Source organism: Klebsiella sp. KPN54798 (assembly GCF_021184225.1).
Classification (GTDB): domain Bacteria; phylum Pseudomonadota; class Gammaproteobacteria; order Enterobacterales; family Enterobacteriaceae; genus Klebsiella; species Klebsiella pneumoniae.
In genome coordinates this window covers 5,268,955-5,288,966 of sequence record NZ_CP089234.1, presented here as the reverse complement: position 1 = coordinate 5,288,966, position 20,012 = coordinate 5,268,955, and the positions used below count along the sequence as shown (strand labels likewise).

General features: G+C 57.8%; 18 protein-coding genes and 1 riboswitch. Of the genes, 10 read left to right on the top strand and 8 right to left on the bottom strand.

Features of this window, described 5'->3' with window-relative positions; translation table 11 throughout:
• Window positions 1-8: 8 nt before the first annotated feature.
• Window positions 9-380 (bottom strand): carboxymuconolactone decarboxylase family protein, encoded by a 372-nt coding sequence (locus tag LPQ25_RS25350; protein ID WP_048336823.1) that lies wholly within the window; start codon window positions 378-380, stop codon window positions 9-11.
• Between the two features lie 91 nt (window positions 381-471).
• Here LPQ25_RS25350 and LPQ25_RS25345 point away from each other — a divergent pair, with 91 nt between their 5' ends.
• The 3 genes from LPQ25_RS25345 (at window position 472) to LPQ25_RS25335 (ending at window position 3,522) form a co-directional block, all read left to right on the top strand.
• Window positions 472-1,380: a LysR family transcriptional regulator gene (locus LPQ25_RS25345; RefSeq protein WP_012737110.1), complete on the top strand. Its 909-nt coding sequence runs from the start codon at window positions 472-474 to the stop codon at window positions 1,378-1,380.
• Between the two features lie 228 nt (window positions 1,381-1,608).
• Window positions 1,609-2,496, top strand: a complete 888-nt coding sequence (gene metF / locus LPQ25_RS25340) for a methylenetetrahydrofolate reductase (RefSeq protein ID WP_004203682.1) — start codon at window positions 1,609-1,611, stop codon at window positions 2,494-2,496.
• Between the two features lie 144 nt (window positions 2,497-2,640).
• On the top strand, window positions 2,641-3,522 hold the full coding sequence (locus tag LPQ25_RS25335; protein WP_004177983.1) for a DMT family transporter: 882 nt from the start codon (window positions 2,641-2,643) through the stop codon (window positions 3,520-3,522).
• Between the two features lie 63 nt (window positions 3,523-3,585).
• Here the strand turns inward: LPQ25_RS25335 and gldA are convergent, their stop codons facing one another.
• The 3 genes from gldA to LPQ25_RS25320 form a co-directional block, all read right to left on the bottom strand.
• Window positions 3,586-4,689, bottom strand: coding sequence for a bifunctional L-1,2-propanediol dehydrogenase/glycerol dehydrogenase (gldA, locus tag LPQ25_RS25330; RefSeq protein WP_012737111.1), 1,104 nt, complete (start codon window positions 4,687-4,689; stop codon window positions 3,586-3,588).
• Window positions 4,690-4,743: 54 nt separating this feature from the next.
• Entirely contained in the window at window positions 4,744-5,406 is a 663-nt protein-coding gene (fsa, locus tag LPQ25_RS25325) for a fructose-6-phosphate aldolase (RefSeq protein ID WP_004177977.1), read from the bottom strand.
• 205 nt (window positions 5,407-5,611) lie between these two features.
• Window positions 5,612-6,598 carry an AraC family transcriptional regulator gene (locus LPQ25_RS25320; RefSeq protein ID WP_014908120.1) on the bottom strand — a complete coding sequence of 329 codons (987 nt, stop codon included), beginning with the start codon at window positions 6,596-6,598 and terminating at the stop codon, window positions 5,612-5,614.
• Window positions 6,599-6,622: 24 nt separating this feature from the next.
• On the opposite strand from LPQ25_RS25320, the gene zinT reads away from it, so the two are divergent.
• Complete coding sequence (zinT, locus tag LPQ25_RS25315) at window positions 6,623-7,273, top strand: metal-binding protein ZinT (protein WP_004187297.1); 651 nt, start codon at window positions 6,623-6,625, stop codon at window positions 7,271-7,273.
• Window positions 7,274-7,316: 43 nt separating this feature from the next.
• Here zinT and ppc read toward each other — a convergent pair whose 3' ends face one another.
• On the bottom strand, window positions 7,317-9,968 hold the full coding sequence (ppc, locus tag LPQ25_RS25310) for a phosphoenolpyruvate carboxylase (RefSeq protein WP_004181636.1): 2,652 nt from the start codon (window positions 9,966-9,968) through the stop codon (window positions 7,317-7,319).
• 258 nt (window positions 9,969-10,226) lie between these two features.
• Entirely contained in the window at window positions 10,227-11,378 is a 1,152-nt protein-coding gene (gene argE, locus LPQ25_RS25305) for an acetylornithine deacetylase (RefSeq protein WP_004177969.1), read from the bottom strand.
• A 113-nt stretch (window positions 11,379-11,491) separates the two neighbouring features.
• On the opposite strand from argE, the gene argC reads away from it, so the two are divergent.
• The 4 genes from argC to oxyR all read left to right on the top strand — a co-directional run bounded on the left by argC (window position 11,492) and on the right by oxyR (window position 15,928).
• Complete coding sequence (argC, locus tag LPQ25_RS25300; protein ID WP_012737114.1) at window positions 11,492-12,496, top strand: N-acetyl-gamma-glutamyl-phosphate reductase; 1,005 nt, start codon at window positions 11,492-11,494, stop codon at window positions 12,494-12,496.
• Window positions 12,497-12,502: 6 nt separating this feature from the next.
• Entirely contained in the window at window positions 12,503-13,279 is a 777-nt protein-coding gene (argB, locus tag LPQ25_RS25295) for an acetylglutamate kinase (RefSeq protein ID WP_004187843.1), read from the top strand.
• Window positions 13,280-13,378: 99 nt separating this feature from the next.
• Window positions 13,379-14,752 (top strand): argininosuccinate lyase, encoded by a 1,374-nt coding sequence (gene argH / locus LPQ25_RS25290; protein ID WP_004146283.1) that lies wholly within the window; start codon window positions 13,379-13,381, stop codon window positions 14,750-14,752.
• A 258-nt stretch (window positions 14,753-15,010) separates the two neighbouring features.
• Window positions 15,011-15,928 (top strand): DNA-binding transcriptional regulator OxyR, encoded by a 918-nt coding sequence (oxyR, locus tag LPQ25_RS25285; protein ID WP_002883015.1) that lies wholly within the window; start codon window positions 15,011-15,013, stop codon window positions 15,926-15,928.
• Here the strand turns inward: oxyR and sthA are convergent.
• Complete coding sequence (gene sthA, locus LPQ25_RS25280) at window positions 15,911-17,311, bottom strand: Si-specific NAD(P)(+) transhydrogenase (RefSeq protein ID WP_002883016.1); 1,401 nt, start codon at window positions 17,309-17,311, stop codon at window positions 15,911-15,913. The two genes, oxyR and sthA, sit on opposite strands and share 18 nt — an antisense overlap.
• A 196-nt stretch (window positions 17,312-17,507) precedes the next feature.
• Here sthA and fabR point away from each other — a divergent pair, with 196 nt between their 5' ends.
• Both fabR and LPQ25_RS25270 read left to right on the top strand, forming a co-directional pair.
• Entirely contained in the window at window positions 17,508-18,143 is a 636-nt protein-coding gene (gene fabR / locus LPQ25_RS25275) for an HTH-type transcriptional repressor FabR (protein ID WP_004151856.1), read from the top strand.
• 15 nt (window positions 18,144-18,158) lie between these two features.
• Window positions 18,159-18,518, top strand: a complete 360-nt coding sequence (locus LPQ25_RS25270; protein WP_002883021.1) for a YijD family membrane protein — start codon at window positions 18,159-18,161, stop codon at window positions 18,516-18,518.
• Window positions 18,519-18,569: 51 nt separating this feature from the next.
• Here LPQ25_RS25270 and trmA read toward each other — a convergent pair whose 3' ends face one another.
• Window positions 18,570-19,670: a tRNA (uridine(54)-C5)-methyltransferase TrmA gene (gene trmA / locus LPQ25_RS25265; RefSeq protein WP_002883023.1), complete on the bottom strand. Its 1,101-nt coding sequence runs from the start codon at window positions 19,668-19,670 to the stop codon at window positions 18,570-18,572.
• 114 nt (window positions 19,671-19,784) lie between these two features.
• Window positions 19,785-19,971, top strand: a riboswitch (cobalamin riboswitch).
• Window positions 19,972-20,012: the final 41 nt, after the last annotated feature.

Here is a 20,012-nt window from a genome sequence, read left to right as displayed (position 1 = left end):
TTAAGCGATCAGTGGGCCGCAAATACCGCCCTGGCGGCAAACAGGCCGTTGAGGGCCGCCGGGAATCCGGCATAGACTGCCATCTGCATGATCGCTTCCGTAATCTCCTCTTGCGTCAGGCCGACGTTTAATCCCGCGGCAATGTGTACTTTCAGCTGTGGCTCGGCGTTACCCAACGCCGTGAGCGCGGCGATGGTGGCGATTTCCCGGCTGCGTAAATCGAGCCCTGGCCTGGCGTAAATATCGCCGAAGGGGAACTCAATCAGATAGCGGGCGAAATCGGGGGCGATATCCCGCAGGCTGTCGATGACGGCTTCCCCGCCCTTACCATCCACCCGCTGAAGCATTTCCTGACCGATGATATAACGTTCGCTGGACATCGTTTTTTCCTCTCTGTGATGGTGCGTTAAGAGGAAGGGTAGGGAAGTGTGCCGGACTTGAGTAATACCCTTTTCGTGATACCTTTTCAGTATGACAACTTCGCGATTACATTCCCTGGATATTCGCCTGCTGCGCGCCTTTGCCGTGGTAGCGGAGGAAAATAACATCAGCCGGGCGGCGCAGCGGTTATTTATCTCGCAGCCGCCGCTGACCCGCCATATCCGCCATCTGGAAGCGCAGCTGGGGGTGACGCTGTTTCAGCGCCATAGCAAAGGCCTGATCCTGACCGACGCGGGTAGAGAGGTGCTGGAGATGATTCAACCTCTGCTGGCGCTCCAGGAACGCACGCTGGCGGCATTGAGTGAGCTCGCCGCCAACTCGCCGCAGGCTCTACGTCTGGGCGTGACGACGGCCTTCGAACAGGGCATTTTCGCCGCCGTTGAGGCTGCGCTGAGCGAACATACCCGCGCGTTGCATATCACCCGCCACGCCTCACCGGCGCTGGCTCAGCAGGTACGCAAAGGCAAACTCGATGCGGCGCTGGTCGCGTTGCCGCTCAATACTGAAGGGCTGCGCCTGCACCCATTGCCGTATCATGAGCCGCTCATTGCGGCATTACCGGCCTCCTGGCCGGAAGCCGCCAGGCCAGGGCTGACGTTAAGCGCGCTCAATCATCGGCCGCTGTTCTGGTTTAAACGCGAGCGTAATCCTGGTTTCTTTGACTACACGCGCCGCATTTTCGACCGGGCTGGCTATGCCCCGACGTATGTGGAAGAGCCGGCCGAGCATGATGTGCTGCTGGCGCGTATTGCGCGCGGCGAAGGCATGATCCTGCTGCCGGCGTCCTTTTCCGCGATTCAGCGTCAGGGGGTGGCGTTCTGCCCGGTGGCTGAGGGCGACGCGATGCCGTTAAGCCTTGGGGTGATTTATCCGCCTTACCAGGCAGAGTCCGTGCAGCAATGGCTTTCTCTGCTGGATGGCATTCTGGCGACTGGCTAGTCTCAGGCTGACTCGCGAGCCACCTTATATTGCCCACCGAGCCGCTTCCTGTGCGTGGCCAGGTGATCGGAAGATGAAATTCTTTCATGTAGGTGACCTATTCCTCACTCTTTACGCAGATTTTTCTATTGACGCCCGCGCGCTTTTCCGTCATTTTTACATCTGGACGTCTAAACGTATAGAAGTTCGCAATATAACAGCCATTACATGCGATTGATGAGGTAAGGTATGAGCTTTTTTCACGCCAATCAGCGGGAAGCCCTGAATCAGAGCCTGGCGGAAGTCCAGGGCCAGATTAATGTGTCCTTTGAATTCTTTCCGCCGCGCACCAGTGAAATGGAGCAAACCCTGTGGAAATCCATCGATCGCCTGAGCAGTCTGAAACCGAAGTTTGTCTCGGTGACCTATGGCGCGAACTCCGGCGAGCGCGATCGCACCCACAGCATCATCAAGGGCATTAAAGAGCGAACCGGTCTGGAAGCGGCGCCGCACCTGACCTGTATCGATGCGACTCGCGATGAGCTGCGCACTATCGCCCAGGATTACTGGAACAACGGCATCCGCCATATCGTCGCGCTGCGCGGCGACCTGCCGCCGGGCAGCGGTAAACCGGAGATGTATGCCGCCGATCTGGTCAGCCTGCTGAAAGAGGTGGGGGATTTCGATATCTCTGTTGCCGCGTATCCGGAAGTGCATCCGGAAGCGAAAAGCGCGCAGGCGGATTTACTGAACCTGAAACGCAAAGTCGAGGCAGGCGCCAACCGCGCGATCACCCAGTTCTTCTTCGATGTGGAAAGCTACCTGCGTTTTCGCGATCGCTGCGTCTCGGCAGGCATCGACGTGGAAATCATTCCCGGTATCCTGCCGGTCTCCAACTTTAAACAGGCGAAAAAGTTTGCGGATATGACCAACGTCCGTATCCCGGTGTGGATGTCAAAAATGTTCGAAGGGCTGGATAACGACGCCGAAACCCGTCAACTGGTGGGGGCGAATATCGCCATGGACATGGTGAAGATCTTAAGCCGGGAAGGGGTCAAGGATTTCCACTTCTACACCCTGAACCGCGCCGAGATGAGCTACGCCATCTGCCATACGCTGGGCGTACGCCCGGCCTGAGTTTTCATTAACGTTTAGTGCGATGGCGAAGCCGGTATTCGCCATCGCTTTTTTTTTGCCCAAAACGCTGATACAGGTCAGGGGAGAGCAGAAGATAAAGCGCGTATAGTGCCAGCCTGATAATTGACAGGGATGGGTTATGCAATGGCAAGGAAGAGCGATCCACTGGCGTTTGGCGGTTTGGCGTTATTAACGCTGATCTGGAGCTTTAGCTGGATCGCGATGAAGCAAGTGACGAGCTATATCGGCGCTTTTGACTTCACGGCGCTGCGCTGTATTTTTGGCGCCGTGGTGCTATGGATAGTGATGTTGATCCGCGGTAAAGCGCTCAAGCCGACGCCTTTCGGCTACACCCTGGCGATCGCGTTATTGCAAACCTGCGGCATGGTCGGTCTGGCACAGTGGGCGCTAATGAGCGGTGGCGCCGGTAAAGTGGCGATCCTGAGTTATACCATGCCATTCTGGGTAGTGGTGATGGCCGCGTTATTCTTAGGTGAGCGCATGCGGCGATGGCAGTATATCGCCATCGGGGTGGCATGCGTGGGCCTGATACTCGTACTTCAGCCTTGGCAACTCGACTTTACTTCCCTGAAAAGCGCCTTGCTGGCGATCCTCTCCGGCGTGAGCTGGGGGGCAGGTGCGATCGTCGCGAAGCGTATGTATACCCGGTATCCGCAGGTTGATTTGCTGGCACTAACGACATGGCAGATGCTATATGCCGCCGTAGTAATGAGCGTAGTGGCCTGGCTCGTCCCGCAACGAGCGGTAGACTGGCAGCCCGACGTTTTCTGGGCCCTGGCTTACAGCGCAATCCTTGCAACGGCGCTGGCCTGGAGTCTGTGGCTTTTTGTACTGCGTAATTTACCGGCAAGTATAGCCGGTCTGAGTACGCTGGCCGTACCGGTCTGTGGCGTGCTATTTTCCTGGTGGCTACTACATGAAAATCCAGGAAAGGTGGAAGGTTGTGGCATTGCGTTGATAGTACTGGCGTTGGCGATGATCAGTATCAAGAGACGAGGGGCATAGCCTGCTCCGGCCTGCAGAGATGCATAAAAAACACCCGGCTGACGCCGGGTGTTTTGCTCTGGTTTATTCCCATTCCTGCAGGAAGCGCTGACCATACTGGTCGGCCACCAGCAGCGCGGCGTAGACCTGGTCGGAATCAACGCCGCCCGGCATATTGTGAATGGTTTCGCCTTCAGCGCAGGCGGCTTCCGCCACCAGACGCATTTTGGTCGGGATATCACCTTTGATATCCAGCTGCGCCAGGGTGATCGGCAGCCCAACGCTGTGGCACAGCGCGGCGACGGTCTCTATTTCGTCCACCGGCGCATTTTCCAGCACCAGCTGCGTCAGGGTTCCGAACGCCACTTTTTCCCCGTGATAATAGTGATGGGCGTCAGGGATGGCCGTCATGCCGTTATGAATCGCGTGCGCCGCCGCGAGACCACCGCTTTCGAAACCCACGCCGCTCAGATAGGTGTTGGCTTCCACCACCCGCTCCAGCGCCGGGGTGACCACGTGCTGTTCGGCGGCCAGCATCGCTTTTTCACCCTCTTCGAGTAAGGTGTTGTAGCATAGCTCGCCCAGCGCCAGCGCCGCCTGGGTGCACTTCCCGCCCGCCATGGTGGTGGCGCCGCTACGGGAGCAGGCGCGGGCTTCGAACCAGGTAGCCAGCGCATCGCCAATCCCGGCGGCCAGCAGGCGGGCCGGCGCGCCGGCAACGATCTGCGTATCGACAATGACCATGTTGGGGTTGCGCGGCAGCATCAGGTAGCTGTCGAATTCCCCTTCGTCGGTGTATATCACCGACAGCGCGCTGCACGGCGCATCGGTGGAGGCGATGGTGGGGGCGATCGCCACCGGCACATTCATAAAGTGGGCCAGCGCTTTCGCGGTATCCAGGGTTTTGCCACCGCCGATCCCCAGCACGGCGGTGCACTTCGCGTTGCCGGCGATATCGCGTAGGCGGTTGATTTCATTATGCGAACACTCACCGCCAAACGGCGCGATTTCGGCCGCCAGGCCAGCGTCGGCCAGGCTTTTACGCAGCATCTCTTCCGCAAACCCCAGGACGAACTTATCACCGACCACCAGCCAGCGCTCGGCCAGCGGTTTCAGATAGTCGCCGAGGCGCTTGATGGCGCCTGCGCCCTGGATATATTTGCCTGGTGATTGAATAATGCGATCCATTTCGATTCCTCCTCGATGACCGTGACGCCGCCCGCAGGCGGCTCGCGGATCCGGTTACAGATTCAGCGTGCCAAAGGCGTTATTCCAGTCTTGTTCAAACTTCTCTATGGCTGACTCTACCGCAGGGGTGCCGAGCATTTGTTGCGCTACATCTAGTGGAAGGGTGATTGCTTCGCAGCCAGCCAGCAGACAATCCAGCGCCTGGCGTGGCGTTTTGAAGCTTGCCGCCAGAACTTTGCTCTCGGGCGCATGCATTTCCAGCAGGGATTGCAGCTCCTGCACCATGCGGATGCCGTCCCCGCCCTGGGCGTCGACGCGGTTAACGTAAGGCGCGACGTACTTTGCGCCGGCCAGCGCGGCCAGCAGGCCTTGCGAAGCGCTGTAGACGGCGGTGCCAAGGGTCGGGATGCCTTCTTTCTTCAGCAGTTTGATAGCGGCGAGCCCTTCGGCGGTGACCGGGATTTTGACCACAATGCCCGGCACGGCATTGCTCAGACGTTTGGCCTCTTCCACCATGCCCTGCGCGTCGCGGCTCATGGTCTGCGCGAAGAGGGTGCCCTCCGGACCGACGGCTTTTTGCAGGCGCGGCAGCACATCCCAGACCGGGACTTTACCGGCGGCGATAATGCTCGGGTTGGTGGTTACCCCGGCCAGCGGGTAGATGCGGGCCAGGCGTTCCACTTCGGCGACGTTGGCGGTATCCAGATAGAGTTCCATTGTGTTTTCCTCAATGCTTAATTCGGTGCTGTCGTTGAGGTAAGCATACGGCTTTCGTTCGAAGGATAGCCAGATGACAAATTTGCCAAAAACTGGATAAATGTACGCATCGTGATTAAGGATGATTTAGATCACATTTATCGGCGCTGGCTGGGATGGGAGGTAACTATAGCGCGCACAAAAGTCAGGTTTAACACACAAAAATCTAGTTTTTTACCGGGGATGCTTTTTCCGTCAGCTGGCTATGGTACTGGCGGCGGTATTCAGACGGCGAGCGTTCCGTAGTTTTGCGGAACAGGCGGCAGAAGTAGTTGCTGTCGGCGAAGCCGCAGGCGTGGGCGATGTCTTTCACTTTCATATCGTGGCCCTTCAGCAGCATACGGGCCTGTTCGAGACGAATATGGTTTAGATATTCATTGAAGCCCATTGGCCCACATTTCTGGAACAGATGGGAAAGATAGTTGGGAGAGAGGTAGAACGCCTGGGCCACCGATTCCCGGCTCAGCGGTTCCGCATAATGGATGTCCATATATTGGCGGATCGCTTCGAACAACGCCTGGCTGCGCGAGGAGGTTTGCGCCTGGCTGCCGAGAAGATCATGGCAGTGGCTGAGCAGGCTGACGACGATGCTGCGGGCGGTTTGCTGCTCCTGCGGTTGCATCCGGAGTTCATTGAGCGCCTGCAGCAGAAATGATCCGACGCGCGGCCCGCGGCGCAGCGCCTGCCGCTTGTCGACAACAGTTATCGCCTTGCCATTCCAGTGCTGCAGCGAGCACTCCAGCTGCTGCTTATCGAACAGGATGCTTAACAGCAGGCAAGGCGCTTGCCACTGCGGGCAGTTCCAGCTATCGCCAGGAATATAGAGCACGTCGTTGGCTTCGAGGGGAGGGGCGTTATCGCCGAGCGCCTGGTCGGGCAACTGCCCATCGAGGAGGATATTCAGACGAGGAAAATCCACCTGCACCACCGGCTCAGCAGGCGAGCGCGTCTCGCCGGCGAAATAAACCCGGCCGAGGCTGGTCTGCTTTTTTAGCAATGCATCAATAAGCTGATTGATATCGTTGTCCATCATTCTTCCGTTCAGCGCATCACCCTTTTCATCATACCGGACATTATTCCAGCGGTAAAAGCGCTTGCCTGTCGCTCTTGCCTCCCAGATAAGATATGTTATATCGTAACAATTTGTCGCCATTGATAGCAAACTCAGGAGAGAGTAATGACCAGAAAGATCCCCCTGCTGGCCTTAGGATTCGGCATGGCTTTAGCCAGCGCCCAGGCGTTCGCCCACGGCAACCATAGCCATGGCCCGGCGTTAACCGAAGTGGAGCGTCAGGCCAGCGAAGGCATTTTTGCGGATAAAGATGTGCAGGACCGCGCGCTGAGCGACTGGGAAGGCGTCTGGCAGTCGGTGAACCCGTATCTGCTCAACGGCGATCTCGATCCGGTGCTGGAGCAGAAGGCGAAAAAGCCCGGCGGCAAGAGCGTGGAGGAGTATCGCGCCTATTATAAGAAGGGCTACGCCACCGATGTGGAGCAGATTGGCATTGAAGATGACGTGATTGAGTTCCACGTTGGCCAGACCGTAAATAGCTGCAAATACCGCTATTCAGGCTATAAAATTCTGCATTACGCCTCCGGTAAGAAGGGCGTGCGTTATCTGTTCGAGTGCCAGCAGGGCGATGCCAACGCGCCGAAATTTGTGCAATTCAGCGACCATATCATTGGCCCGCGTAAATCACAGCATTTCCATATTTTCATGGGCAATGAATCACAGGAGGCGTTGCTGAAAGAGATGGATAACTGGCCGACCTATTATCCGTATGCGCTGCATAAAGAACAGATCGTTGATGAGATGCTGCACCACTAGAACGGGCGGAAAACCCCCGGCCGGGCGGCCGGGGAGAGATAGATTAACCGGTGTTACGCATACCGGCGGCGACGCCGGCGATGGTGACCATCAGCGCTTGTTCAACGCGCGGATCCGGGTCCTTGCCCTCTTCTTCAGCCTGGCGTGAACGGTGCAGCAGTTCCGCCTGCAGGACGTTCAGCGGGTCGGTATAGATATTACGCAGCTGGATAGACTCGGCGATCCACGGCAGGTCGGCCATCAGATGAGAGTCGTTGGCGATGGCCAGCACGACGTTGATATCGGCAGCCAGCAGCTTGCGCAGCTCGGAACCCAGCGCCCACAGCTCCGGCTTCACCAGGCGCTGATCGTAGTACTCCGCCAGCCACAGGTCGGCCTTCGAGTAAACCATCTCCAGCATGCCGAGGCGGGTAGAGAAGAACGGCCAGTCGCGACACATGGCTTCCAGTTCACTCTGTTTTCCACCTTCGACCACCTTCTGCAGCGCAGCGCCAGCGCCCAGCCAGGCTGGCAGCATTAGGCGGTTCTGGGTCCAGGCGAAGATCCACGGAATGGCGCGCAGCGACTCGACGCCGCCGGTTGGACGACGTTTTGCCGGACGCGAACCCAGCGGCAGTTTGCCCAGCTCCTGCTCCGGGGTCGCAGAGCGGAAGTAAGGGACGAAATCTTTGTTTTCACGCACGTAGCCGCGATACATCTTGCACGACACGTCGGACAGCTCGGCCATGATGTCGCGCCATTCTGCTTTCGGCTCCGGCGGCGGCAGCAGGTTGGCTTCCAGAATGGCGCTGGTATACAGCGACAGGCTGCTGATGGTGACTTCCGGCAGGCCGTACTTAAAGCGGATCATCTCGCCCTGCTCGGTAACGCGCAGGCCGCCTTTCAGGCTTCCCGGCGGCTGCGAGAGCAGCGCGGCGTGAGCCGGCGCGCCGCCGCGGCCGATAGAGCCGCCGCGACCGTGGAACAGCGTCAGTTCAATACCGGCTTTTTCGCAGGTTTTGATCAGCGCGTCCTGCGCCTGGTACTGCGCCCAGGAGGCGGCCATCACGCCGGCATCTTTAGCGGAGTCAGAGTAGCCGATCATGACCATCTGCTTGCCCTGGATAAAGCCGCGGTACCAGTCGATATTCAGCAGCTGGGTCATGACGTCGTTGGCGTTGTTGAGGTCATCCAGCGTTTCGAACAGCGGGGCCACCGGAAGAGCAAAGCCAATCCCGGCTTCTTTCAGCAGGAGATGAACCGCCAGCACATCGGACGGCGTTTTCGCCATCGAGATCACGTAGGCGGCGATCGATCCGCGCGGCGCCTCGGCGATCACCTTGCAGGTGTCGAGAACTTCACGCGTCTCTTCGCTTGGCTCCCACTGGCGCGGCAGCAGCGGACGTTTGGAATTCAGTTCGCGGATCAGGAAAGCCTGTTTGTCGGCTTCCGACCAGCTTTCGTAGTCGCCGATCCCGAGGTAACGGGTCATTTCACCCAGCGCTTCGGTATGGCGGGTGCTTTCCTGACGAATATCAATACGCACCAGCGGTACGCCGAAAGACTTCACGCGGCGCAGGGTGTCGAGCAGTTCGCCGTTGGCGATAATGCCCATGCCGCAGGCCTGCAGCGATTTATAGCAGGCGTACAGCGGCTCCCACAGCTGCTCGTTCTGAGTGATCAGTCCCGCCGGTTTCGGCAGCTTCTGACCTTTCAGACGCGCTTCCAGCCAGGCCTGGGTCTCCATCAGCTGAGAGCGCAGTTTTTTCATCAGATAACGGTAAGGTTCCTGAGCGCCCTCGGCGCCAGCCAGGGCGCGCAGCTCGTCGGTACACTCCACCATCGACAGCTCGGAGATCAGCACCTGCACGTCTTTGAGGAACAGGTCGGTCGCTTTCCAGCGGCTGAGCAGCAGCACGTGGCGGGTGATGTCGGCAGTCACGTTCGGGTTGCCGTCGCGGTCGCCGCCCATCCACGAGGTGAAACGCACCGGGACGAAGTCCACCGGCAGCTGATAGCCAAGGTTGGCTTCCAGCTGTTCGTTCAGCTCGCGCAGATAGTTAGGCACCCCTTCCCACAGGCTGTTTTCCACCACCGCGAAGCCCCATTTGGCTTCATCGACCGGGGAAGGGCGGTGCTTACGAATTTCATCGGTATGCCACGACTGGGCGATCAGCTGGCGCAGACGGCGCATTAGCTGATGGTGCTCGTAGTCAGCGATATCTTTGTTGTCCAACTGCTTAAGGCAGTTGTTCACTTCCACCATTTTATGGATCAGCGTCCGGCGGGTGATCTCGGTCGGGTGGGCGGTTAACACCAGCTCCAGAGACAGCGATTCCACCGCTTGTTTGATGGTCTCTTCGTTGAGATTGGGTTGGTCTTTGAGCTTTCTCAGGGTACGCGCAATGACTTCCGGATTGCTGGCCGCTTCGCCATTCGCCGAAATGCTGTGGTACTGCTCAGCGGTGTTGGCCAGATTCAGAAACTGGCTGAAGGCACGGGCCACCGGCAGCAGTTCGTCGTTTGACAAATTCTGCAGCGTGGTCAGCAGCTCCTGGCGGTTAGCTTCGTTGCCGGCGCGTGAAGATTTGGACAACTTACGGATAGTTTCGACACGATCAAGAATATTTTCTCCCAATGCATCCTTGATGGTATCGCCCAGCACCTTGCCGAGCATACTGACATTACTACGCAATGCGGAATATTGTTCGTTCATGTTACCCCAGACACCCCATCTCATTTTATTTTGTTATATCCGCTGCGCTGGAACGTGAGCAACGGATAAGCAACCCGTCTTTTATAAAGCCACGTAAATACCCCCACGTCAATTACTGCGAAATCGCTTCAGCAAACGAGTAAATCGCCGTAATTTGCGAAATTTAATTCAGGGGGCGCTGGATAAGCATCGCTTATGGAAATGTGACGATCGTCACCGTTCCGCCCCGGGGGAACGGGGCGGAAAAAGAGGGCGATTTTAGTGCCAGCAGAAGTGATGAACCACCTGGCTAATCAGCTCCCGGGTCGGCTTGATAAAGCGCGTCTCCAGATACTCGTCAGGCTGATGGGCCTGATTGATGGAGCCCGGGCCGAGAACCAGCGTCGGACACAGCGTCTGGATAAACGGCGCTTCGGTGCAGTAGTTCACCACGTCGGTCTGCGCGCCAAGCAGTTTCTCGACCACCTGCACCAGCTTATGGTCCGGCGGGCACTCGTAGCCGGGGATCGGCGGATGCAGCTCAGAGACCGTCAGGCGGCCCGGCCAGCGTTCGCTGACCGGGGCCAGCGCCTCGCCCAACAGACCATTAAGATCGTTTAGGGTCATCCCCGGCAGCGGGCGGATATCCATATGCAGTTCACAGCAGGCGCAGATACGGTTTGAGGCATCGCCGCCATGGATAGCGCCCAGGTTGAGGGTTGGGTAAGGGACCGTAAACGCTTCGAAGTGATAGCGCTCTTTTAGCAGATCGCGCAACTGCATAATCCGGCCGATGGCGTCGTGCATCAGCTCAATCGCGTTGACCCCGCGCGCCGGATCGCTGGAGTGGCCGGACTGGCCCTGAATACGGATCGCGTTGGACATATGGCCTTTGTGGGCGCGGATCGGCTGCAGGGAGGTGGGCTCGCCGATGATGGCGCAGTCCGGGCGCAGCCGGGTGGTTTCGGCAAAGTAGCGCGCGCCGGCCATGCTGGTCTCTTCGTCGGCAGTGGCCAGAATATATAGCGGCTTTTTCAGCGTGGTGACGTCGACATCGCGCAGGGCGTCGAGAATAAAGGCGAAGAAGCCTTTCATATCGGCCGTGCCGAGGCCGTAGAGCTTGTTATCGTGTTCGGTGAGGGTGAACGGGTCGCGCGTCCAGCGGCCATCATCGAACGGCACGGTATCGGTATGCCCGGCGAGCAGCAGGCCGCCGGCGCCGTGTCCGGTGCTGGCCAGCAGGTTGAATTTATGGCGCGTATCCGGCACCGGCTGTATCTCAACATTGAAGCCGAGATCGCGGAACCAGCCTGCCAGCAAATTGATTAAAGACTCATTGCTTTGATCGAGAGCCTCTTCAGTCGCGCTGATGGATGGTGTGGCGATCAACGCGCGGTAAATCTCGATAAAGGGCGGTAAATTGTTTTTCATTGTTGACACACCTTGGGTCGTGATAGTATCAATATTCATGCATTTATTGTGAATAAAAATACAATATCGTTGAGCGTAAGAAAACCCATCGAATGTAAGGAGATGCGCTTCCAATGTTAAATACGCTGATTGTGGGTGCCAGTGGTTATGCCGGCGCAGAGCTGGTGACCTATATCAATCGTCATCCGCATATGAACATAACCGCTTTGACGGTCTCCGCGCAAAGCAATGATGCGGGAAAATTAATTTCCGACCTGCATCCGCAGCTCAAAGGCATTGTCGATATGCCGCTGCAGCCGATGTCCGATATCAGCGAATTCAGCGCTGGCGTGGACGTGGTGTTTCTCGCCACCGCGCACGAAGTGAGTCACGATCTGGCGCCGCAGTTTCTTGCCGCTGGCTGCGTGGTGTTCGATCTCTCCGGTGCCTTCCGCGTTAACGATGGGGCGTTCTACGAAAAATATTACGGTTTCACTCATCGGCATCCCGACCTGCTCAAACAGGCGGTGTATGGTCTGGCGGAGTGGAGCGCGGATGCGCTTAAAGACGCGCAGTTAATCGCAGTGCCAGGCTGCTATCCGACGGCGGCGCAGCTGTCGCTGAAGCCGCTGATTGAGGCCAATCTGCTGGATCTCAACCAGTGGCCGGTAATCAACGCTACCAGCGGGGTGAGCGGCGCGGGTCGTAAGGTCGCGATCGGCAACAGCTTCTGTGAAGTTAGCCTGCAGCCGTACGGCATATTTAACCATCGCCATCAGCCGGAGATTGCCAGCCACCTCGGGGCAAAGGTAATTTTTACCCCGCACCTGGGTAATTTTAAGCGCGGCATCCTGGAAACCATTACCTGCCGCCTGAAACCGGGCGTCGGCCATACGCAGATCGCGGCGGTTTACCAGCAGGCTTACGCCGATAAACCACTGGTACGTTTATATGATAAAGGCGTGCCCGCTTTGAAAAGCGTCGAAGGCCTGCCATTCTGTGATATCGGTTTTGCCGTGCAGGACGATCATCTCATCGTCGTCGCGGCAGAGGATAACCTGCTGAAAGGCGCCGCAGCGCAGGCGGTGCAGTGCGCGAATATTCGTTTCGGCTTCGCTGAGACGCAGTCTCTTATTTAAGGTGTGATGATGAACCCATTAATTATCAAACTTGGCGGCGTATTACTCGATAGCGAAGAAGCGCTGGAGCGCCTGTTTACCGCGCTGGTTAACTACCGTGAAGCGCACCAGCGTCCGCTGATTATCGTCCACGGCGGCGGCTGCGTGGTGGATGAGCTGATGAAGCAGCTCAACCTGCCGGTGCAGAAGAAAAATGGCCTGCGCGTTACGCCGGCTGAGCAAATCGACATCATCACCGGCGCGCTGGCGGGAACCGCCAACAAGACGCTGCTGGCGTGGGCGAAAAAACATGGTATTTCCTCGGTAGGCCTGTTCCTCGGCGATGGCGATAGCGTGAAGGTCACGCAACTGGATGCTGAGCTGGGCCATGTCGGGCTGGCGCAGCCGGGCTCCCCGGCACTGATCAACACCCTGTTGGCCGGCGGTTACCTGCCGGTGGTGAGCTCTATCGGGGTGACCGATGAAGGCCAGCTGATGAACGTCAACGCTGACCAGGCGGCGACAGCGCTGGCGGCCACCCTGGGGGCGGATCTGATCCTGTTGTCTGACGTTAGCGGTATCCTCGACGGTAAAGGGCAGCGCATTGCCGAGATGACCGCCGAGAAAGCGGAACAGCTGATCGAGCAGGGGATTATCACCGACGGCATGATTGTTAAAGTGAATGCGGCCCTTGACGCCGCACGTGCTCTGGGTCGTCCGGTGGATATCGCCTCCTGGCGTCACGCCGAGCAGCTGCCGGCGTTATTTAACGGCACGCCGATCGGCACACGTATTCTGGCTTAAGATTTCATGCCCGGCGGCGCGTCGTCTGCCGGGCTTACAAGACCGTAGGCCGAGCGGCACAATGCCGCCGGCGGAACTAACGAATAAAGGAAGCATGTTATGGCACTTTGGGGCGGGCGTTTTACACAGGCAGCAGATCAACGGTTCAAACAGTTCAACGACTCGTTGCGCTTCGACTATCGTCTGGCGGAGCAGGATATCGTTGGCTCTGTCGCCTGGTCGAAAGCGCTGGTAACGGTCGGCGTTCTGAGTGCCGCTGAACAGCAGCAGCTTGAAGAAGCGCTGAACGTGCTGCTGGAAGAGGTGCGCGCCAATCCGCAGCAAATCCTCGCCAGCGATGCCGAAGATATTCACAGCTGGGTGGAAGGCAAGCTGATCGATAAAGTGGGCCAGCTGGGCAAGAAACTGCACACCGGGCGCAGCCGTAACGACCAGGTCGCCACCGATCTTAAACTGTGGTGCAAAGATACCGTTGTCGAACTGCTCTCAGCGAACCGCCAGCTGCAGAGCGCGCTGGTGGAGACCGCCCAGCAGAATCAGGACGCGGTAATGCCGGGGTACACCCACCTGCAGCGCGCCCAGCCGGTGACGTTCGCGCACTGGTGTCTGGCCTACGTTGAAATGCTGGCGCGTGACGAAAGCCGTCTGCAGGACGCGCTGAAGCGCCTCGACGTCAGCCCGCTGGGCTGCGGCGCGCTGGCGGGGACGGCGTATGAGATCGACCGCGAGCAGCTGGCCGGCTGGCTGGGCTTTGCCTCCGCCACCCGCAACAGCCTCGACAGCGTGTCCGATCGCGATCATGTGCTGGAGCTGCTTTCCGATGCGGCTATCGGTATGGTGCATCTGTCGCGCTTTGCGGAAGATCTGATTTTCTTTAACTCCGGCGAGGCGAACTTCGTCGAGCTTTCCGACCGCGTGACCTCCGGCTCCTCGCTGATGCCGCAGAAGAAAAACCCGGACGCCCTGGAGCTTATCCGTGGCAAATGCGGCCGCGTGCAGGGTGCGCTGACCGGCATGATGATGACGCTGAAAGGACTGCCGCTGGCCTACAACAAAGACATGCAGGAAGATAAAGAGGGGCTTTTCGACGCCCTGGATACCTGGCTCGACTGCCTGCATATGGCGGCCCTGGTGCTGGACGGCATTCAGGTAAAACGTCCGCGCTGTGCGGAAGCGGCGCAGCAGGGCTATGCCAACGCCACTGAGCTGGCGGATTATCTGGTGGCGAAAGGCGTACCGTTCCGCGAGGCGCACCATATTGTCGGTGAAGCGGTAGTGGAAGCCATTGCGCAAGGGAAACCGCTGGAAGCGCTGACCCTGGCCGATCTGCAGAAATTCAGCCCAGTGATTGCGGACGATGTGTATCCGATCCTGTCGCTGCAGTCCTGCCTCGAGAAACGCGCAGCGAAAGGCGGCGTCTCGCCGCAGCAGGTAGCCCAGGCTATCAACGAGGCGAAGGCTCGTTTAAGCTAATCCTTAGATATCTGCCCTCCCTGACCCGGTCAAGCCCAGCGACGCCGGGTTTTTTATGCAAAAAAAAGCGGACGCAAGGTCCGCAAAAGTTCACGTTGGCTTTAGTTGTTCGGGTAGAGAAACAGTGTGACGGGTCAGTGATTTTCACAGGTAGACCGTCTTTATGGGCGTATTATTGAACAGAAAACTTGATAGGGATAATCGTTCGTTGCTATGCTATCTATCGCCATGGACTATCGTGGCGATGGAGGATGAATAATGAATATTCGCGATCTTGAATACCTGGTAGCGCTCGCCGAACACCGCCACTTCCGGCGGGCGGCTGACTCATGCCATGTGAGCCAACCGACGCTCAGCGGACAGATCCGCAAGCTGGAGGATGAGCTTGGCGTCATGCTGCTGGAGCGCACCAGCCGTAAGGTTCTGTTTACCCAGGCGGGGCTGTTGCTGGTGGATCAGGCGCGTACCGTGTTACGCGAAGTAAAAGTGCTCAAGGAAATGGCAAGCCAACAAGGGGAAACCATGTCCGGGCCGCTGCATATCGGCCTGATCCCGACAATTGGCCCGTACCTGCTGCCGCACATCATTCCGATGCTGCATCAGACCTTCCCGAAGCTGGAAATGTATCTGCACGAAGCGCAGACCCATCAGCTGCTGGCTCAGCTCGACAGCGGTAAGCTCGACTGCGCCATCCTGGCGCTGGTCAAAGAGAGCGAGGCCTTTATCGAGGTGCCGCTGTTCGATGAGCCGATGATGCTGGCTATCTATGAAGATCATCCGTGGGCGAACCGCGATCGGGTGCCGATGTCGGATCTGGCCGGTGAAAAGCTGCTGATGCTAGAGGATGGCCACTGTCTGCGCGATCAGGCGATGGGCTTCTGCTTTGAAGCGGGGGCGGATGAGGATACCCACTTCCGCGCGACCAGCCTGGAAACGCTGCGCAATATGGTGGCGGCAGGCAGCGGCATTACCCTGCTGCCGGCGCTGGCGGTGCCGCAGGAGAGAAAACGCGATGGCGTAGTCTACCTGCCGTGCATTAAGCCAGAGCCAAGACGCACCATCGGTCTGGTTTATCGTCCGGGCTCCCCGCTGCGCAGCCGCTATGAACATCTGGCGGAGGCCATCCGCGGCACGATGGATGGCCATTTCGACAAGGCGTTAAAACAGGCGGTTTAAGCCGTTCAGCGCGGCAACCCGGTACGCTTCCGCCATGGTCGGGTAGTTAAAGGTGGTGTTGACGAAGTACTCAATGGTGTTGCCACCGCCTTTCTGCTCCATGATCGCCTGGCCGATATGAATAATTTCGGCCGCGCGCTCGCCAAAGCAGTGAATGCCAAGGATCTCCTTGGTTTCACGATGGAACAGGATCTTCAGCGTACCAACGCTCATACCGACGATTTGCGCCCGCGCCAGGTGTTTAAACTGGGCGCGGCCCACCTCATACGGCACTTTCATCGCCGTCAGCTGCTGCTCGGTTTTCCCGACGGAGCTGATTTCCGGAATGGTATAGATCCCGGTCGGGATATCTTCAATCAGATGCGCTGAGGCTTCGCCTTTCACCAGCGCCTGGGCGGCAATGCGTCCTTGATCGTAAGCGGCAGAAGCCAGGCTTGGATAGCCGATGACATCGCCAACCGCATAGATGTGCGGGAGGGCGGTCTGATACATGCTGTTGACCTTCAGCTGACCGCGGCTGTCGGTCTGCAGACCGATATTTTCCAGCGCCAGGGTGTCGGTGTTGCCGGTGCGGCCGTTAGCGTACAGCAGGCAATCGGCCTTCAGCTTTTTGCCGGACTTCAGGTGCATGATCACCCCGTCATCCACCCCTTCAATTTTCTCATACTCCTCGTTGTGGCGAATAACCACGCCGCTGTTCCAGAAGTGATAAGAGAGCGAGTCTGACATCTCCTGATCGAGGAAGGCCAGCAGACGATCGCGGGTGTTGATCAGATCGACCTTCACCTCCATGCCGCGGAAGATCGACGCATATTCACAACCGATCACCCCGGCGCCGTAAATGATCACATGGCGCGGCTCATGCTGCAGGCTGAGAATCGAATCGCTGTCATAGATGCGCGGGTGGTGGAAATCGACATCCGCCGGATGGTAGGGGCGCGATCCGCAGGCGATAACGAATTTCTCCGCGGTCACAGTCTCGACCGTGCCGTCATGGCACTCCAGCGCCAGAGTATGCTCATCCACGAAGTGGGCATTGCCCTGCAGAATTTCACAGTGGTTGCGCTCATAGAATCCCTGGCGCATATGAGTCTGCTGGTTGATGACGCTGTCGGCATGGTTAAGGATGTCGGCGAAAGAAGAGCGAAGAAGGCGGGAGTGGTCGCTGTAGAGGGGGTTTTGGTTAAACTCGATAATACGGCTGACGGCATGGCGGAGGGCTTTCGACGGGATGGTGCCCCAGTGGGTGCAACCGCCGCCGACATTATGGTAGCGCTCGATGACGGCAACGCGTGCTCCCTGTTTCACCAGTCCCATGGCGGCGCCTTCCCCGCCAGGACCGGAACCAATCACTATTGCATCATAATCCCAAGAGTGTGACATGGCATTACTCACCTGTTTTATACATAAAATAAACACGATGATAACATTCGCTGCGCTTTAACCCAATTATCGTTGTGCTTTTTTGCAGCATAAAAGCAGAAACGGCTCGTAAACAATCATTCACAATCCAGGGCAAACCGATTAGTTTTAATCTCTGGTATAGTGCCAGCAGGGCTATTGGAAGGATTCATACATCGTGATGGGCGTAAGAGCACAACAAAAAGAAAAAACCCGCCGTTCGCTGGTGGAAGCGGCATTCAGTCAACTTAGCGCTGAGCGGAGTTTCGCCAGCCTGAGCTTGCGTGAAGTGGCCCGGGAAGCAGGGATCGCGCCGACGTCCTTTTATCGTCATTTTCGCGACGTCGATGAACTGGGCCTGACGATGGTCGATGAGAGCGGACTGATGCTGCGCCAGCTGATGCGCCAGGCGCGCCAGCGGATAGCCAAAGGCGGCAGCGTGATCCGCACCTCGGTCTCCACCTTTATGGAATTTATCGGTAACAACCCGAACGCCTTCCGCCTGCTGCTGCGCGAGCGCTCGGGAACTTCTGCGGCGTTTCGCGCCGCCGTCGCACGCGAGATCCAGCACTTTATTGCGGAACTCGCCGACTATTTAGAACTCGAAAACCATATGCCGCGCGCCTTTACCGAAGCGCAGGCTGAAGCTATGGTCACCATCGTTTTTAGCGCTGGCGCGGAAGCGCTGGATGTCGGCCCTGAGCAGCGCCGGCAGCTGGAGGAACGGTTGGTACTGCAGCTTCGAATGATCTCGAAAGGCGCGTATTACTGGTATCGCCGTGAACAAGAAAAAATGTCACATCATTCCGAATAACGTGAAGGACGAGCAATGAAACACTCAGTTCAAGATAAAGGTACGCTGCTGCTGGCGCTGATTGCCGGGTTATCCATTAATGGCGCCTTTGCGGCGCTGTTCAGTTCGATAGTTCCGTTTTCCGTCTTCCCCATTTTATCCCTGCTGCTGACGGTCTACTGTCTGCATCAGCGCTATCAGAATCGCAGTATGCCCGTTGGGCTACCGGGCCTGGCCGCCGCCTTTTTTATTCTCGGGGTGCTGTTGTACAGCACCGTCGTGCGTGCGGAGTACCCGGATATCGGTTCTAACTTCTTCCCGGCCGTTCTGTCCGTCGCGATGGTCTTCTGGATCGGCTACAAGATGCGTAACCGCAAAGATACCGCAGCCGAGTAAGCCGCCAGCGGTAAAAAAACCGGCAATATGACGTTGCCGGTTTTTTTGGGCCTATTTGCGGGTCAGCAGGACGCCGCACTCCATGTGATGGGTATACGGGAACTGGTCGAACAGCGCCAGCCGGGTAACGTTGTGCGTCTGGCTTAGCGTTTCCAGATTGCGACACAGCGTTTCCGGGTTGCACGAAATGTACAAAATACGCGGATAGGCCTGCACCATTTTTTCCGTCTCGCTGTCCAGCCCGCTGCGCGGTGGATCGACGAAGATGGTTTCGCACTGATAGCTATGCAGATCGATACCCTGCAGCCGGTTGAACTGCCGCACCCCGTTCATCGCCTGAGTAAACTCTTCCGCCGCCATGCGGATAATCTGCACGTTGTCGATATGGTTAGCGGCGATGTTGTACTGCGCCGCCGCCACCGACGGTTTGGCGATTTCGGTGGCCAATACGCGATCGAAATTACGCGCCAGCGCCAGCGAGAAGTTACCGTTGCCGCAGTACAATTCCAGCAGGTCGCCAGTCGCCCCTTTGGTGACATCCAGTGCCCACTCCAGCATCTGAATGTTCATGGCCGCGTTCGGTTGGGTAAAGCTGTTTTCCACCTGACGGTAGATCATCTCCCGCCCGCCAACCGGCAGGCGTTCATCTATATAATCCTGATCGAGCTCGATTTTGGTTTTGGTCGCCCGCCCAATCAGATGCACATTGAGCCCCTGGGCTCGCAGGGCGTCACGCAGCGCCTCCGCTTGCTCACGCCAGGCATCGTCCAGCTTTTTATGATACAGCAGCGAAACGACCGCCTGGTTGCTGAGGGTGGTCAGATAGTCAATCTGGAACAGCTTCTGGCGTAGCACGGGATTGTTGCGTACGCCCTCCAGCATGGCGGTCATCAGCTGATTGATCAGCGCGCTGGCGGCCGGGAAGCTGTCAACGCGAATCCGCGACCGGGTCTGCTGATCGAAAATAATATGGTACAGATCGTCGCCATCGTGCCACAGACGAAACTCGGCGCGCATACGGTAGTGGCTGACCGGCGAACGAAACACTTCCGGAACCGGCGCGGCAAAAGGCGCCATCATGGTTTGCAAACGGACGACTTTTTCTGCCAGCTGCGCTTCGTATTGTTCAGTAGGAAGGTGTTCGGGGGTCATGATGTATCCTGAATAAAATAAGTACGCGGGGATTGTAGGGAAAGCGCCGGGGATGTCCAGCCTCGAATGCCGCGGGAAATATAATTAGCAGTCTGGACATCTATATGGTTCTGATTGTAGCATTCGCCTACCGGTCCTGTGAGTTAAAAGGGAACCCAGTGGAAATCTGGGGCTGACGCGCAGCGGTAAGGAAGGTGAGAAATGAGCGCACTCGGTGCAGACACTGCGGCTAGCCGTGGGAAGTCATTATTTCTTGAAACAGCCTCCAAGCCCGAAGACCTGCCGGAATACGTCGCACTGGGTTTTATCGTCGCGAGCAACTGATAAAACCTGCGGCATCCT